The following is a 14,180-nucleotide window of genomic DNA, read 5'->3' on the forward strand; positions in this document are numbered from 1 at the left end:
AACAAGGATTGGGGGTCGATGTTGCGCGCATTGCGCATGCGGACGCATTTGAAGCAGGACGCCCTCGCGGCGCATCTCGACGTCAGCCAGAGCTATATCTCGCGTCTGGAGGGGGGCTATGTCCGCCCTTCAGCGGCGCTGCAGGAGAAGATCGAACAGCTGTGCGCGGACCCGCGCAACCGCCCGATGTTCGACGACTGGCGGATGACCGTGCGCCGGGCGTTCGATTTCAGCACCATCATCAGTCGCGACGGCGACACCGTAATCGCGATCGAGTTTTCTCGCGGGTTCAAGGACCTCGGAGAGCCTTTCTCGGCCGTGGAGGCCGGAGTCGATCTCGAGGGCGCGCTCAGCCCCGACGCCGACGTTCAGTTCACGCGGTTCAACGATTTCGGTCTGTTCGCCGGCGAGGTATCGGCGATCGACACCATCTGGCGGCAGGGGGCCGGCGAGAGGGCCATCTGCTTCCAGGCGATGAACACGGCCGTGCGCGACGACTGGCGACGCTGGCACGTCCACACCTCTCATCGGCGGATTTCGCAGTCGGACTACGACGCCCGCAGGCGCGCCGGCGAGGAGACCCTGGTCCTCGAGGAGTGAGCGCCGGCGCCGGCTTGCCCGGCCGCCGGATCGACCTAACTCAACCGTATTGTTCAATGTTTCCAGCAAGCAACGTCTGAGGGGACATGTCTGAAGCCAGGGACTGGGGATCCGAGCTGCGCGCCCTGCGCGTTCGCCTGAATCTGAAACAGGACGCGCTGGCGACACACCTGAACGTGAGCCAGGGCTACGTCTCGCGGCTGGAGAACGGCCTCGCGACGCCCTCCGCGGACATGTGCGCGGCGCTGGAGCGCCTGCTCTCGGACCCCGGCAACCGCCCCGTGTTCGACGACTGGCGCCGCTCGGTGGCGATCTCGGAAACGATCAGCTCCCTCATCCGCTTCGACGAGGGGGCGATCCGCGCCGTCGAGTTCTCCCAGGGCTTTCGCGCGTTCGGCGGGTCGTTCGACGCGGCCTATGACGGCATGCCGCTCAACGGCGCCATCGGCGAGGACGCCGACGCCCAGTTCGAGCGGCTCCTGGACCGGGGGCTGTTCACCGGCGACGCAGCGGCGGCCATCAGCGTCTGGAGCACGCTCGCGAACGGCCAGCCCGTCTTCCTGAGATCGAAAAGCGTCCCGGTCCGCGACGACTGGGGCGCATGGCACGTCCATTCCAGCCACCGGCTGATCGACGAAGCGCAGTACTGCGCCGTCAAGGAGTCGGAGCGCGACACGGTCGTGATGCCCAACGGCGACGAAGTCCGGTTCTGACGCCCTACGCCACCTGCCTGAGGAGGATATTCATCGCGATCGAGATCCGGTCGCGTTGACCATTGTGCGGCCGTACGGCGTGCATGAGCCAGGATGGGAACAGCACGAGCAGCCCCGGTTCGGGCTGAATGTGATGCTGAGAGATCGGCTGGCCGCGCGGTCGCTCCCCCATCACCACGTCCGCCGCCCCAATCCGGTTCATGGGGAAGCGCGCGATCCCCTCTATTGAACACCGCCGATTTTCAAATGCGGAGCGCAACAGCTAGATGGCCGCCTTCAACGCGGGCGGCGAGCGGGGACGATCAGCGGGGTGGCGAAGAGAATGCTGACATCACCTCCTACTTTGCCAGCGGCATGGATATCTGGATAAGCGCTCACGTGCGTCTCCCCTTGCTCCGAGAATAGCGCGAGATCGCAATACCATCCCATACGACACAAGCAGCTCGCTTTTCTCATACTAGATTTTATGAGAGCATATGCCTCTACCATTGGTGGTGTTTGACATGCTCGAATTTCGAAAACTCCTCACCCTCATCGGCGAAAAGCGTCCAGATGTCGCTGCTCCTGCAAACCTGCAAGTGGAAGTGAAGGCGCCGGACGAAGCCGAGATGGTGCCGGAGCATGCCAACGAACCGGAGCCTTCGTTCGGATTTGCCGAAGGTCAGTGTTTTGGGATTGAGTATGTAGCTTCGGATGGCGAGGAGTCGCGCCGCCGCATTACTGTCTGGGATATCAAGCTCGGGAAAAATGGCATCCCCTGCCTTCTCGCTCGTTGCCATGAACGCAACGCTACCCGCCAATTCCGCATCGACCGAATTCAATCCATCATCGACTTGGATGGCGAAATCTTCGAACCGCCAACCGAATTCTTGATTGAGATATTTGGGATGGACCCCGTATTTGCACGTGCCGCTGAAACCGGTAGCGTGGACATGCCCGAGTTTCGAGAGCAAGCCAGAATTCAAGCTGAACGCGCTGAACGCTGGCAACAGATTCGAGACATTGTAGTCCCCGAAATGAAGATCCTCGCCGCGCTATCGCTCTCCGATGGCTATATGCAAGCCGATGAGCGCGGTGAAATAGTCGCACACTTGCTAAGCCTTATTGCGCACTTGGAACCGTCTCTTGAAGAGGAAGACCGGTTGGTCGAACTGGTCAAGCGCCAGCGCCCGTCCCCGGGAGCCGTGGACCGCGCTATCGAGCAAGTGGGCAAATATCCTCGGGAACGACTAGATGCGCTCTGGGCGACATGCGTCCGAGTCATCGAAGCGGATGGTCAAATTCTAGAGGAAGAGCTCGAATTTCTGCGCACTCTCGGAGTTCAGCCCTACACGCATTGACTACTCCTCGTCTCCGTAGATCGCCACGACCGGCTCGCCGCCCGCGACGAGCGCGGCGCGGTACATGCCCGGCGTGTTGAAGCTCCACACCGGCCGGTCGCGGTGCAGCATCACGATCCCGCCGTCGCCGCCCATCGCGGCGAGTTCGTCCTGGATCACGCGATCGGCGATCGCCTGGGCGTCGGCCTCGCCGTCGGCTTCGGCGCGCTCGATCGCGGTGCAGATGCGCGCGGCGATATTGAGCCGGATGAAGAACTCGCCCGTGCCGGTCGCCGACAGCCCGCAGGCCTGATTGGCGTAGGTGCCCGCCCCGATGATCGGGGAGTCGCCGATGCGGCCCCACTGCTTGGCGGTCGTGCCGCCGGTCGAGGTGCCCGCGACGATCTCGCCGGACTGGTCGATGGCGACCACGCCGACGGTGCCGAAGGCGTGCTCGCGCTCCATCAGGTCGAGCGCGCCTTCCCGGATCGGCTCGGGCTCCGGCGCGCCTTCCGGGCGCGGGGGAACCGGCAGGCCCTGCGCCTCGACGGCGCGCGCCATCGACGCCCAGCGCCGCTCGGTGAAGAAATAGGCCGGCTCCACGAGTTCAAGCGCCTGGTCGGCGGCGAACGTCTCCGCGCCCTCGCCCGCGAGCATCACGTGCGGGCTCTCCTCCATCACCGCGCGCGCGAGCGAGATGGGATGGCGCACCGTCGTCACGCCCGCGGCCGCGCCGGCCTGGCGGTCCGAGCCGCGCATGATCGAGGAGTCGAGCTCGTTGCGGCCCGCCGCGGTGAACACCGCGCCGCGGCCCGCGTTGAACTTGGGATCATCCTCGAGGCCGCGGATCACGTGCTCGACCGCGTCCAGCGCCGAACCGCCCTCGGAGAGGATTCCGGCCCCGCGGGAGAGCGCCGCGTCGAGCGCGTCCCGGTAGGCCGCCTCGGTCTCGGCGTCCATGTCGCCGCGCTCGATCACGCCGGCGCCGCCGTGAATGACGATCGCCCAGCGCGTGTCGTCCTCGGACTGGGCGCACGCCGCGCCCGAGGCGAACACGAACAATCCGATCACAAATGAACGCAGCATCCCGGTCTCCCCTGTGTTTCGAACACGCAAGGAAGCATGCGGCCGGGATGCGGACAAGCAGGCGGGTTCAGGCGCGCGCGGCCAGCGACGGCGTTTCGCCGAGATCCCCATTGAACTCGGCCCGGCGGACGAGACGGCCGAGCTTGCGGGCGGTCTCGATGCAAAGCAGCCGCGTGTGGTGCGCGCTCCATTCGCCGACCTCGGCGGAGCCGACCGCTTCCTCGAGCAGGCTGAGCCGGTGGCCGCGATCCTGCGCGTCGTAGAGCGTCGTCGTCAGCGACATGGGCGCGGAAAAGCCCATCATGACGACCCCGCTCTCCATGGCGCCGTCGAGCACGCTTTCCAGCTCCGGATGGGCGTAGGCCGAAACGCCGGCGCGCTTGAGCAGGACCTCGCCCGGGCGCGGCTCGCAGCCGGGAACTGCCTGGGGAAGCCCCTGCCCCGGGATCATCGGTCCGCCGCGATGAAGCTGGGTGTGCACGACGTGCCAGCCCGACCGTCGGGCATTGGCGAGGATGTCGGCGCAGACCGCCGCGATCGCCTCCCCGTCAGGATCGGCCCACGGACGATGACGGGCGACGAACTCCATCTGGAGATCCATGCACAACAGGACGGGGATGCCGAAGACCATGCCTAGTTCGTCTCCTCCTTGATCCCCTTCCGCGCGGCGGCCGGGCTTTCCGGGACCGGCGCCGCCTTGACGCGGCGTCCCGACATGTCCGCCGCGCCGCGTTCGACGGAATGATCGAGCGGGCCGGGCTCATCCCACGCCCCCTCGGGGCGATCCAGCGTCAGAGGCTCGGTCTCCGTGGTCAACGCCTTCGGGTGAAGCGCGTAGCGCCCCTCGACCTCGATATAAACGCGATCGGAAAACACGAACGTTCCGCGGTGCTCCCTGTGGATCAGACCATACCGCTTCCAGTACGGCAGAAGCGGCTTCTGAATCTGACCGATCAACTTACGATACCCCTTGCGACGGATGATTTCTATCGCTTCGTCCATGAGCCGGCGCGTGATCCGGCCCGAGCGGTGGCCGTCGCGCACGCAGACGCGTTCGATCTTGGCGAAATCGCAGAACCAGCGAATGCGCAGGGTCGCGACCGGCTCGCCGTCGCGCTCGGCGAGAAGGTGCGTCGCTCCGGCCAGGTCGTTGCCGTCGTATTCCTCGCCATAGGGACAGTCCTGCTCGGCGACATAGACGAGCGCGCGCACCATGAACACCTTCTGGAGGTCGTCCATGGTCCGCGCGACGCGCAGCGTCACCGCGGAGTCGTCAGCCGGCGCCGCGCTAGGCCGCGAACCGTCCATCCGGGCCTCCTTCATGATGTTCGAGTCCATCCTCGGGGCGCTGCGGCAGCCAGCCCAGCCAGGACGGCGGGCCCTTCGGCGAGTCGAGGGAGGCGATCACCATCCGCCCTTCCCGGCTCATCGGGCGGGCGAACAGCGGAATATGGTAGAAGGCCCTCCGCCGCGCTTCCGTGATGGCGCGCGACAGGGCGCGCTTGGCGACGTCGTCGGCCGCAGCGACGCACCAGGGATAGAGCGCCGCAGCGGGTTCGTCGGGCTCCGTCAGGTGGTCGAGGCTCGGGCTGGCGGGCGTGAAGCGGCCGTGCATCAGCGCCTCGAACCCCGCCGCGTTCAGGTAGAGAAGCGCGATGAATCCCTCCGCGGCGCCGTCCTCGCCGCGGCGGATGAAGAAGCAGCGCTCGGTCTTGCGCTCGCACGCCAGCACATCGTCGGCGTCGGCGAGCTCGTCGCCGAGCGCGCCGGTTCCGATGGCGATCGCGTCCTCGACATCGGCGCGGCTGGACGATGCGCGAAAGCCGTGCTTGAGGAAAATGTCGCGCAGAAGCTGCGTCCGGGCGGCGTCTCCGCCGGCCCGCGCGGCGCTCATATTGTCATCAGGCATAGAAGACCCCACCCTAGGCCAAGTCGCGGTTCCACCCATGGTTAATAGATCGTTAAATGGTTAATAATTCGTTAATCTCGTCTTAGTTTTTTCTTAACGCATTCCTGGCGTCAGCTGCTGCAACGAACTTGGAATAACCCCTATGCTGAAATCGAAGGTTGGGTTCTGATGCACGGCAAAGCGCCTCTTTTCGACTGGGACGATCTGCGCGTGTTCCACGCGCTCGTCGCCGCGGGCTCGATGAGCAAGGCGGCGCAGCGCCTGGGCGTCGGCCAGCCGACGGTCAGCCGTCGACTGGAGGCGCTGGAGACGCGAATCGGCGCCCGCCTCGTGACCCGGGGCGCTGAAGGCGTCGAGCTGACCGATGTCGGCGAGCGGATCTGGACGTTCGTCCAGACCATGCAGAGCAGCGCCTCCGACATCGAGCGCGTCGCCCACCAGGCCGACAAGGCCGACGCCGGCAAGGTGCGCATCGCCGCGCCCGACGGCATCGCGGGCTTCTGGCTGGCCCGCCACCTGGCCGGTTTCGTGGAGGCCAATCCGCGCATCAAGCTGGAGCTGATGACCCGGGGCCAAGGCGATTCCGCCGCCGAAGACGACGCCGACATCGTTCTCCAGCTCTCGGAGACCAAGCGGATGAGCATGGTCGCCCACGAGATCGCGACGCTGCACTACGTCCCGTTCACCTCGCGCGCCTATCTGGACACCTACGGCCCGCCCAGCGGACTGGCCGACATCCTCAACCACCGCCTGGGCGACCTGGTGAACTATCGCCGGCAGCAGTCGCACTGGCCGTCGGAGGCCTCGGCCATCAAGCAGATGATGAAGCCGTCCCTGACGACGGATTCATCGGCGGCGCTGATCGAGGGCGTCCGCTGCGGCGCGCTGATCGCGATGCTGCCGACCTACGCCTCGGCCGTCGCCCCCGAGCTGATCCATCTCGATCTCGATCTCGAAGTGCCGATCACGCTCTGGCTGGTCTATCACCCCGACCAGCGCCGGGTGACGCGCGTGCGCAAGACCCTCGACTGGCTCCGCGAGATCTTCGATACGTCGCGCTATCCCTGGTTCCGCAAGGACTACGTCTCGCCGAGCGATTTCGCCGAGATCGAGACCATCGTCATTCGCGGCGAACGGCCGAAGCCGCGGCTGATCTGACCGGCCGGGCTACGGCGTGAGCACGACCTTGCCCATGACGCGGCGCTGCATGATGTCGTCGAAGGCCTGCTTGAAATCGTCGAGCGGATAGGCCGCCGAGATGCGCGGCTTGATCTTTCCCGCCTCGTAGAGGTCGAACAGCGCCTTCATGTTGGCGGCGTTCTCGCGCGGATTGCGTCCCGCCCACGCGCCCCAGAACACCCCCTGGATGTCGCGGCTGTTCAGCAGGGCGAGATTGAGCGGGATCTTCGGGATGTCGCCGGCGGCGAAACCGACGACGAGATAGCGGCCCTCCCAGCCGACGGCGCGCAGGGCCGGCTCGGCGAGATCGCCGCCGACCGGGTCGTAGACGACGTCGACGCCCTTGCCGTCGGTCAGCTCCTTGGCGCGCGCCTTCAGGTCCTCGCTGGCGTAGTTGATGCCCGCGTCCGCGCCGCTCTCCTTCGCCACATCGAGCTTCTCGTCGCTGCTCGCCGCGGCGATCACGGTCGCCCCCATCGCCTTGGCGATCTGCACGGCGGCGAGGCCGACCCCGCCGGCCGCGCCGAGCACGAGCAGCGTCTCGCCGGCCTTCAGGTCGGCGCGCTGCTTCAGCGCGTGATAGCTCGTCCCGTAGATCGTGGTCAGCGCCGCGCCCTCCTCGAAGCTCATCGAGTCCGGCATCGGGACGATCTGTGCGGCGGGCGCGGCGACCTTCTCGGCGAAGCCGCCGAGCATCGTCGCGGCGATGACGCGATCGCCGGGTTTGAACCCGGAGACGTTCGCGCCGATCTCGGAAACCTCGCCGGCGATCTCCATGCCCGGGATGAAGGGCGTGTCCGGACGCATCTGGTACTTGCCCTCGACCAGCAGGATGTCCGGGAAGTTCACCCCCGCCGCCCTGACGTCGATGACGACCATTCCCTCGCCGGCCGGCGGCGCGTCGGCTTCGGCGACCTTGAGCTGATCGTAGGGGGCGAACTCTTCGCAGATCAGGGCGCGCATCTCGCGATCCTCCGGCTGGCTTGCTGCGTCGGGCGCGCAGTGTCGCGAATTTGAATGCCGCGTCCAGCCGTCGCTGTGACCCCGACGCCGCAGCCCGGGGGAATTGAACGCCGGCCCTTGCCCGGCCGCCGGACCGGACCATTTACCGCCCCCGGAGGCCCGCACCGGGCCGCCGCAACAATCCCGTCGGTTTCCCTCCACCGGAGATGAAAGATGAAACTCCTCCTCACGACCACGGCGCTGACCGCCGCGGCGACGTTCGCCGCGCCCGCCTCGGCGCAGATGATGTACGACTTCGATCAATACGTGTCGGGCTCGCTCGGCTACGCCATGCAGCACGACAGCGACAACGCCGGCGCCTTCACCAGAGACTTCACCACCGGCAATATCGGCGGCGCGCTGGGCGGCGCCACGCTCCCCGCGGGCACTGATGTCGGCTGGACGACCGAGTTCGAGGGCGGCCTGTTCGCCGCCGCCGCCTATGGCTGGCGTTTCGACAACGGGTTCCGTGTCGAAGCCGAGGTCTCCTACGACCAGAACGACGTCGACACCCATGACGGCGTGACCGCCGGCGGCATCGCGCTCGACGACGTCGACGCCGCCGTCCTGATCACCGGCGCCGACCCGCTCGGCGTCACGGTCGGCGATCTCGTCGCCGACGGCCAGGGCGACATCTCCAACTTCGCCGTGGCGGTGAACGCCTATTACGACTTCCGCATGCCGGACTCGCCGTTCTCCATCTATGGCGGCGCCGGCGTCGGCGTCATGGAGTCCGATATCGAGTTCGCGCCGTCCTCGACGGGCATCGTCGAAGACACCGAGACCGGCGGCTTCTTCCAGCTCATGGTCGGCGGCGCATACGCCGTCTCCGAGACGACCGAGTTCTACGCCGGCTACCGCTATCGCCAGAGCGAGGACCTCGAGGTCGACTCCTCCCTGATCCCCGCGACTCTCGAGATCGAGAACAAGGACTCGATCATCGAGGCGGGCGTGCGCTTCACGTTCTGATCTCCCCGCTCGGAACGGTTTCGAAGCGGAAAGGGCCTCGCCTCCGGGCGGGGCCCTTTTCCTTTCGCGCGCCCGACCGGCCTCCTCGCCGCAGACGAGCGGCGGCGATCCGCGCTATGCTTCGGGCGGAAAGGGGAGCGCGAGCATGGAATTCGAGTGGGGCGCCCTGTTCGAGGGCGAAGCGATGCGGACCTGGATCCGGATCATGCAGTGGGTCTGGGCCCTCGGCGCGATCTGGATCGCGACCCTGCTGCTCCGGAACGGCTTCACCGATCTCGACGAGATCATCCGCTCCCGCCACGCCACGCCGCTCGAGCGCCTGCACGCCCGCGTCCGCAAGCCCGTGCGCGCCGCCGCCCTGCTCGCGGCGGCTGTTTTCGGCGCGACCAGCTTCGCCCTGCCGCTGTGGTTCCAGGGCGCGATCGTCATCCTGGTCTGGCGTCAAGTCGGCGGCTGACGCCCGCCCCCTTCGGCGCCGCGTCTTGCTGCGGCGCAATACCGCAGCTCTTCGCCTTATCCGGCTGGAAGTGAACGATGTTCGCGGACGCTGAGCGCGATCGTGGTGCGCTGCAGTGCGACATCGACGCAACACCTGCCGAAAAGCCTCGGGTGGCCGCGTGGTCATCGCTGACTATTGCAGGTATATCCGCGAGCTACCTCACAGCGGAAAGGGATGGTGCATCAAATAATGATGAAATCGAAGGCACTTGCAACTACAGCGCTTTCTTCGCTCGCTGCAGTTCTCGCCAGCGGCGTTTCTTCGGCTCAGGTCGAAGTCATCCAGGTCACGGCGACGAAGACTGAATCGACCACTCAGGATATTCCGGTCGCGGTCAGCGCCCTCGACTCGAGCGCTCTCGAAGAGCTCGATGTCGACGTCTTCACCGACTATCTCGTCGAGCTGCCCGGCGTCACCGCCGGCGGCGGCGGCCCCGGCCAGAACACCATCTATATCCGGGGCCTCGCCTCGACGACGCCGAACCTGACGGTCGCCGGCGTCGCGGGCCTGTCGCCGAACGTCGCCTTCTATCTCGACGAACAGCCGCTGGTTCAGCCGGGACGCAATCTCGACGTCTACGCAGCCGACCTCGAGCGCGTGGAGGTCCTTCCCGGTCCGCAGGGCACGCTGTACGGCTCGAGCTCGCAGGCCGGCACGGTGCGGATGATCACCAACAAGCCGGTCATCGGCCAGTTCGAGGCCTATTCGAACTTCGGCTTCTCGTTCACCGAAGGCGGTGAGATGAGCAACAAGGCCGAGGCGGTCGTGAACCTGCCGGTCGGCGACAACTTCGCCATTCGCGGCGTCGTCTTCGTCGACGACCAGGGCGGTTACATCGACAACGTCCCGGGCACGGTCGACACCTCCGAATCCGCGCGCTTCCGCCCCGAAGGCACCGTGCGCTCGAACGGCGTGCCGGTCTCGTCGACCCGCGCCGGCTTCCAGTCGACCGCCGACCTGTCGGACGTCACCTTCCTCGAGGCGAACAACGAGCGCCTCGTCGAGGACGACTTCAACGACACGACCTACTCGGGCTTCCGCCTGTCGGGCCGCTACGAGTTCAACGCCGACTGGCGCGCCACCGTGTCCTACATGCAGCAGCAGCTGGACAGCGAAGGCGTGTTCTTCCAGGACCCGAACCTCGGCGACTGGGAGATCCAGCGCTACGCGCCGGACGAGCTGGACGACCAGTTCGACAACATCGCGTGGACTCTGGAAGGCCGCGTCGGCGCGCTCGAAATGCTCTACACGGGCGCCTACACCGATCGCGACACCGACCAGGTCATCGACTACACCGACTACATGTTCGTGGGTCAGTACTTCCCGTACTACACCTGCGACGGCTCGGTGACCTATCCGGGCTCGGCCGATCCGTCGGGCGTGTGCCAGCCGCCGACGTCGTTCGTCGCCTCGGTGACCAACACCACGGTCGAAAGCCACGAATTCCGCGTGATCACGCCGCAGGAGCGGCGCATCCGTGCGACCGTCGGCGCGTTCACCCGCTCGATCGAGCTGGAAGAGCGCAACGACTACACCTACACGGGGTCGTCGGAAGCCGATCCGTTCGGTCCGTTCGCGCCGAACTTCCCGTTCCAGACCGGCTACTTCTCCGATCCCGGCCCGTTCCCGGAGGACGTGATCTTCCGCAACGACGTCCGCCGCACGGACGACGAGCAGGGCGTGTTCGGCGAAGCCACGTTCGAACTGGTTCCGGACCGGTTCGCGCTGACGCTCGGCGCGCGCTGGTACGACATCGAAGTGGACCTGCAGGGCAGCGCCAACTCGTCCTTCTTCAACTCGTTCAGCGCCGTCGACCAGCAGGCGTTCGGCACCGACATCTCCGATCTGTACAACGGGGACGGCGTCTACACCTTCCGCGGGACGGGTCAGCCGCAGCCGACCTTCACGCTGGACGACACGCTGGCCGACATCCAGGCCGCCGGCCTTACGGCGGACCAGGCCCAGCAGGTCTACAACGCGCTTCGCGCGCCTGACGTCGCGGCCACCGACGGCACCATCTTCAAGGTGACCGGCACGTGGACGCCGACCGAGGACCTGCTGTTCTACGCCACCTGGTCGGAAGGCTTCCGTCCGGGCCTGCTCAACCGCCCCGGCGGCGCGCAGGGCCCCAACGGCTTCACCGTTCCGTTCGCGCTCGACACCGACGACGTGACCAACTGGGAAGCCGGCTGGAAGACGCTGCTCTTCGATCAGCAGCTGCAGTTCAACGGCAACGCCTTCTTCGTGGAGGTCGAGCGCCTGCAGACCACGATCTTCGATCCGAGCATCGTCAACCTGTTCTTCTCGGACAACGCGGCGAACGCCGAGATCATGGGCGTCGAGGGCGACTTCAACTGGGCGCCCGCGAGCATCCCGGGTCTCACCGTCGCCGGCGCGTTCTCGATCCTCGACACGGAGATCACCGAGGTCCTGACCCCGACTGACGACGTCGTCGAAGGCGCCGAACTCGCGTTCGCTCCGGACTTCCAGGCGAACCTCCGGGCGCGTTACGAGTGGACCGCGTTCGGCGACAAGACGGCGCACGTCCAGCCGCAGCTGGTCTATTCGTCGGATAGCCGTTCGGACGTGATCGAGATCAACTCGGCTCCGGTCGACAGCTACACGACGCTGGGCCTGCGCACCGGTCTCTCGACCGATCGCTGGTCGGTGGAGCTGTTCGGCGACAACCTCACCAACGAGGCCGCCGAGCTGTCGAACAACTTCGTGTTCGACCGCGAACGCACGACCGTCATGCGCCCGCGCACCTTCGGCGTGCGCGTCGGCGTCCAGTACTAGGTCGCGCAGACAGCGCGGTTGTCGTCCAACCGCGCCGTCGGCTAACTGGAAAGCGTCCCGCTCCGCGGGGCGCTTTCTCTTTTTCTGCAGGGAGCCTCGCTTGTCGCAGACCAATGACGCACACGCCGCCGCGCGCGAGAAGGCGCAGGCGGCCATGTACGCCGGGCGCTTCGAGGAGGCCCTGCTCGCCCTGCAGCCGGTGATCCAGGACGCCGACGACGACGCCGACGCGCTCTACATGGCCGCGGTCAGCGCGCGCTATCTAAAGCGCCCCGACGAGGCCGCCGCGCTGCTCAAGCGCATCAAGGCCGCCGCGCCGGAGTTCGGCCGCGCCCACCAGGAGGAGGGCCACCTGCTGCGCGACAGCGGCGACGCGGCCGGCGCGCTCGCCGCCTACCAGCGCGCGGTGCGCGCCAACCCGGCGCTGCATGCGGCGTGGACCGAGCAGGCGAAACTGCTCGACGCGCAGGGACGTAGCGGCGAGGCCGCCCAGGCCCGCGCCCAGGCGGACCGCCTGCAGCGCCTGCCCAAGGAGCTGCTCGCGGCGTGGCACCATCTCTACGAGAACCGGCTTCTGAAGGCGGAGAATCTCTGCCGCGCCTGGCTCCAGCGCCACCCGAAGGACGTCGAGGGCATGCGCCTGCTGGCCGAGGTCGGCGTCCGGCTCGGCGTTCTCGAGGACGCCGACTTCCTTCTGGAGAGCGCCGTCGCCTTCGAGCCGGACAACGTGCCCGCCCGGATCGACTACATCCAGGTGCTGCGCAAGCGCCAGAAATACGAGGCTGCGCTCGAACAGGCCAAGGAGCTCTACAAGCGCGACCCGCGCAATCCGACCTTCGTCTCCCAGCTGGCCATCCAGCGCATGCAGACCGGCGATTACGAGGGCGCCCTCGGTCTGTTCAACGAGGTCCTCGCGATGGTCCCGAACGACCCGGCGACCCTCACCTCGAAAGGTCACGCCCTCAAGACGTGGGGCAAGCATGACGAGGCGGTGGAGTCGTACCGCGCCGCGTGCCGGGCGCGGCCCGAGCACGGCGACGCCTGGTACGGCCTGGCCAATCTCAAGACCTATCGCTTCACCGATGACGAGATCGACCAGATGCGCCGCCTCGAGGCCGGCGACGATCTCGGCTTCCAGGACCGCATCTATATCTGCTTCGCGCTCGGCAAGGCTTACGAGGACCGGGAGGACTACGAGGCGTCCTTCCGCTTCTACGAACGCGGCAACGACCTCAAGCGGCTCCAGACGCGCTACACCGCCGAGCAGATGGACGAGGAGCTGGAGGCCCAGCGCACGGTCTGCACGCCGGAGCTGTTCTCGAAGCAGGCCGGCAAGGGCTGCCCGGCGCCCGACCCGATCTTCATCGTCGGCCTGCCGCGCGCGGGCTCGACCCTGCTCGAGCAGATCCTCGCCTCCCACAGCCAGGTCGACGGCACGCTGGAGCTGCCCAACATCCTCGCGCTGTCCCACCGCCTCCGCGGCCGCAAGCGCGTCTCCGACAAGACCCGCTATCCGCGGATCCTACACGAGCTGACGGCCGACCAACTGCGGGAGCTCGGCGAGGACTACATCGAGAACACCCGCATCCACCGCAAGGGCGCGCCCTTCTTCACCGACAAGATGCCGAACAATTTCCGGCATATCGGGCTGATCAAGCTGATCCTGCCCAATGCGAAGATCATCGATGCGCGCCGCCATCCGATGGCGTGCTGCTTCTCGGGCTTCAAGCAGCTCTTCGCCGAGGGCCAGGAGTTCACCTACGGGCTGGATGAGATCGGCCGCTATTATCGCGGCTATGTCGAGCTGATGCGCCACTGGGACGAGGTGCTGCCCGGCGAGATCCTGCGCGTGCAGTACGAGGACGTCGTCGAGGACCTGGAGGGCCAGGTCCGCCGCATCCTCGATTTCTGCGGGCTCGAGTTCGAACCGCAATGCGTGGAGTTCCACAAGACCGAGCGCGAAGTCAGGACCGCGAGTTCGGAACAGGTCCGCCAGCCGATCTACAAGGAAGGCGTCGAGCAGTGGCGCCATTACGAGCCCTGGCTCGACCCGCTCAAGGACGCGCTCGGCCCGGCGCTGGACAACTACCGCGACTAGATCGCGCCGG

General features: G+C 66.7%; 14 protein-coding genes. 8 read left to right on the forward strand and 6 right to left on the reverse strand.

What is annotated here, in order from left to right; all coding sequences use genetic code 11:
- Window positions 1-18: 18 nt before the first annotated feature.
- Together DDZ18_RS06835 and DDZ18_RS06840 are read left to right on the forward strand one after the other, a co-directional pair.
- Window positions 19-600 carry a helix-turn-helix domain-containing protein gene (locus tag DDZ18_RS06835; RefSeq protein ID WP_269845062.1) on the forward strand — a complete coding sequence of 194 codons (582 nt, stop codon included), beginning with the start codon at window positions 19-21 and terminating at the stop codon, window positions 598-600.
- An 86-nt stretch (window positions 601-686) separates the two neighbouring features.
- On the forward strand, window positions 687-1,313 hold the full coding sequence (locus tag DDZ18_RS06840; RefSeq protein WP_109252625.1) for a helix-turn-helix domain-containing protein: 627 nt from the start codon (window positions 687-689) through the stop codon (window positions 1,311-1,313).
- Between the two features lie 4 nt (window positions 1,314-1,317).
- Here DDZ18_RS06840 and DDZ18_RS06845 read toward each other — a convergent pair whose 3' ends face one another.
- Window positions 1,318-1,515: a putative 2OG-Fe(II) oxygenase gene (locus DDZ18_RS06845; protein ID WP_109252626.1), complete on the reverse strand. Its 198-nt coding sequence runs from the start codon at window positions 1,513-1,515 to the stop codon at window positions 1,318-1,320.
- 301 nt (window positions 1,516-1,816) lie between these two features.
- Here DDZ18_RS06845 and DDZ18_RS06850 point away from each other — a divergent pair, with 301 nt between their 5' ends.
- Window positions 1,817-2,653 (forward strand): tellurite resistance TerB family protein, encoded by an 837-nt coding sequence (locus DDZ18_RS06850; RefSeq protein WP_158272091.1) that lies wholly within the window; start codon window positions 1,817-1,819, stop codon window positions 2,651-2,653.
- On the opposite strand, the gene DDZ18_RS06855 is transcribed toward DDZ18_RS06850, so the two are convergent.
- From DDZ18_RS06855 to DDZ18_RS06870, 4 genes are all read right to left on the reverse strand, one after another.
- On the reverse strand, window positions 2,654-3,718 hold the full coding sequence (locus tag DDZ18_RS06855; protein ID WP_109252628.1) for an isoaspartyl peptidase/L-asparaginase family protein: 1,065 nt from the start codon (window positions 3,716-3,718) through the stop codon (window positions 2,654-2,656).
- A gap of 67 nt (window positions 3,719-3,785) precedes the next feature.
- The gene (locus DDZ18_RS06860) at window positions 3,786-4,349 is read right to left on the reverse strand and encodes an isochorismatase family protein (protein WP_109252629.1); all 564 of its coding nucleotides are present in this window, start codon (window positions 4,347-4,349) and stop codon (window positions 3,786-3,788) included.
- A 2-nt stretch (window positions 4,350-4,351) separates the two neighbouring features.
- On the reverse strand, window positions 4,352-5,026 hold the full coding sequence (locus tag DDZ18_RS06865) for a GNAT family N-acetyltransferase (RefSeq protein WP_109252630.1): 675 nt from the start codon (window positions 5,024-5,026) through the stop codon (window positions 4,352-4,354).
- On the reverse strand, window positions 5,007-5,627 hold the full coding sequence (locus tag DDZ18_RS06870) for a hypothetical protein (RefSeq protein WP_109252631.1): 621 nt from the start codon (window positions 5,625-5,627) through the stop codon (window positions 5,007-5,009). Before DDZ18_RS06870 ends, DDZ18_RS06865 begins: the two co-directional genes overlap by 20 nt.
- 168 nt (window positions 5,628-5,795) lie before the next feature.
- On the opposite strand from DDZ18_RS06870, the gene DDZ18_RS06875 reads away from it, so the two are divergent.
- Window positions 5,796-6,785 carry a LysR family transcriptional regulator gene (locus DDZ18_RS06875; RefSeq protein WP_109252632.1) on the forward strand — a complete coding sequence of 330 codons (990 nt, stop codon included), beginning with the start codon at window positions 5,796-5,798 and terminating at the stop codon, window positions 6,783-6,785.
- Window positions 6,786-6,794: 9 nt separating this feature from the next.
- Here DDZ18_RS06875 and DDZ18_RS06880 read toward each other — a convergent pair whose 3' ends face one another.
- The gene (locus DDZ18_RS06880) at window positions 6,795-7,769 is read right to left on the reverse strand and encodes an NADPH:quinone oxidoreductase family protein (RefSeq protein ID WP_109252633.1); all 975 of its coding nucleotides are present in this window, start codon (window positions 7,767-7,769) and stop codon (window positions 6,795-6,797) included.
- 213 nt (window positions 7,770-7,982) lie between these two features.
- Between DDZ18_RS06880 and DDZ18_RS06885 the strand changes: the two genes are divergently transcribed.
- The 4 genes from DDZ18_RS06885 to DDZ18_RS06900 all read left to right on the forward strand — a co-directional run bounded on the left by DDZ18_RS06885 (window position 7,983) and on the right by DDZ18_RS06900 (window position 14,170).
- On the forward strand, window positions 7,983-8,777 hold the full coding sequence (locus tag DDZ18_RS06885) for an outer membrane protein (protein WP_109252634.1): 795 nt from the start codon (window positions 7,983-7,985) through the stop codon (window positions 8,775-8,777).
- Between the two features lie 145 nt (window positions 8,778-8,922).
- A complete protein-coding gene (locus DDZ18_RS06890; RefSeq protein WP_109252635.1) occupies window positions 8,923-9,234 on the forward strand; it encodes a hypothetical protein in 312 nt (103 codons plus the stop codon).
- A gap of 231 nt (window positions 9,235-9,465) precedes the next feature.
- Window positions 9,466-12,072: a TonB-dependent receptor gene (locus DDZ18_RS06895; RefSeq protein ID WP_109252636.1), complete on the forward strand. Its 2,607-nt coding sequence runs from the start codon at window positions 9,466-9,468 to the stop codon at window positions 12,070-12,072.
- A 100-nt stretch (window positions 12,073-12,172) separates the two neighbouring features.
- Entirely contained in the window at window positions 12,173-14,170 is a 1,998-nt protein-coding gene (locus DDZ18_RS06900) for a tetratricopeptide repeat-containing sulfotransferase family protein (protein WP_233245746.1), read from the forward strand.
- Window positions 14,171-14,180 lie beyond the last annotated feature (10 nt).

Source organism: Marinicauda salina (genome assembly GCF_003122085.1).
Lineage (GTDB): Bacteria > Pseudomonadota > Alphaproteobacteria > Caulobacterales > Maricaulaceae > Maricicauda_A > Maricicauda_A salina.

What these genes read in the sequence shown, in the direction of transcription:
- DDZ18_RS06890 (WP_109252635.1), top strand. Translation starts at nt 8,923, where the DNA reads ATGGAATTCGAGTGGGGCGCCCTGTTCGAGGGCGAAGCGATGCGGACC.
- DDZ18_RS06840 (WP_109252625.1), top strand. Translation starts at nt 687, where the DNA reads ATGTCTGAAGCCAGGGACTGGGGATCCGAGCTGCGCGCCCTGCGCGTT.
- DDZ18_RS06895 (WP_109252636.1), top strand. Translation starts at nt 9,466, where the DNA reads ATGATGAAATCGAAGGCACTTGCAACTACAGCGCTTTCTTCGCTCGCT.
- DDZ18_RS06855 (WP_109252628.1), bottom strand. Translation starts at nt 3,718, where the DNA reads ATGCTGCGTTCATTTGTGATCGGATTGTTCGTGTTCGCCTCGGGCGCG.
- DDZ18_RS06865 (WP_109252630.1), bottom strand. Translation starts at nt 5,026, where the DNA reads ATGGACGGTTCGCGGCCTAGCGCGGCGCCGGCTGACGACTCCGCGGTG.
- DDZ18_RS06880 (WP_109252633.1), bottom strand. Translation starts at nt 7,769, where the DNA reads ATGCGCGCCCTGATCTGCGAAGAGTTCGCCCCCTACGATCAGCTCAAG.
- DDZ18_RS06870 (WP_109252631.1), bottom strand. Translation starts at nt 5,627, where the DNA reads ATGCCTGATGACAATATGAGCGCCGCGCGGGCCGGCGGAGACGCCGCC.
- DDZ18_RS06835 (WP_269845062.1), top strand. Translation starts at nt 19, where the DNA reads ATGTTGCGCGCATTGCGCATGCGGACGCATTTGAAGCAGGACGCCCTC.
- DDZ18_RS06875 (WP_109252632.1), top strand. Translation starts at nt 5,796, where the DNA reads ATGCACGGCAAAGCGCCTCTTTTCGACTGGGACGATCTGCGCGTGTTC.
- DDZ18_RS06850 (WP_158272091.1), top strand. Translation starts at nt 1,817, where the DNA reads ATGCTCGAATTTCGAAAACTCCTCACCCTCATCGGCGAAAAGCGTCCA.
- DDZ18_RS06845 (WP_109252626.1), bottom strand. Translation starts at nt 1,515, where the DNA reads ATGAACCGGATTGGGGCGGCGGACGTGGTGATGGGGGAGCGACCGCGC.
- DDZ18_RS06860 (WP_109252629.1), bottom strand. Translation starts at nt 4,349, where the DNA reads ATGGTCTTCGGCATCCCCGTCCTGTTGTGCATGGATCTCCAGATGGAG.
- DDZ18_RS06885 (WP_109252634.1), top strand. Translation starts at nt 7,983, where the DNA reads ATGAAACTCCTCCTCACGACCACGGCGCTGACCGCCGCGGCGACGTTC.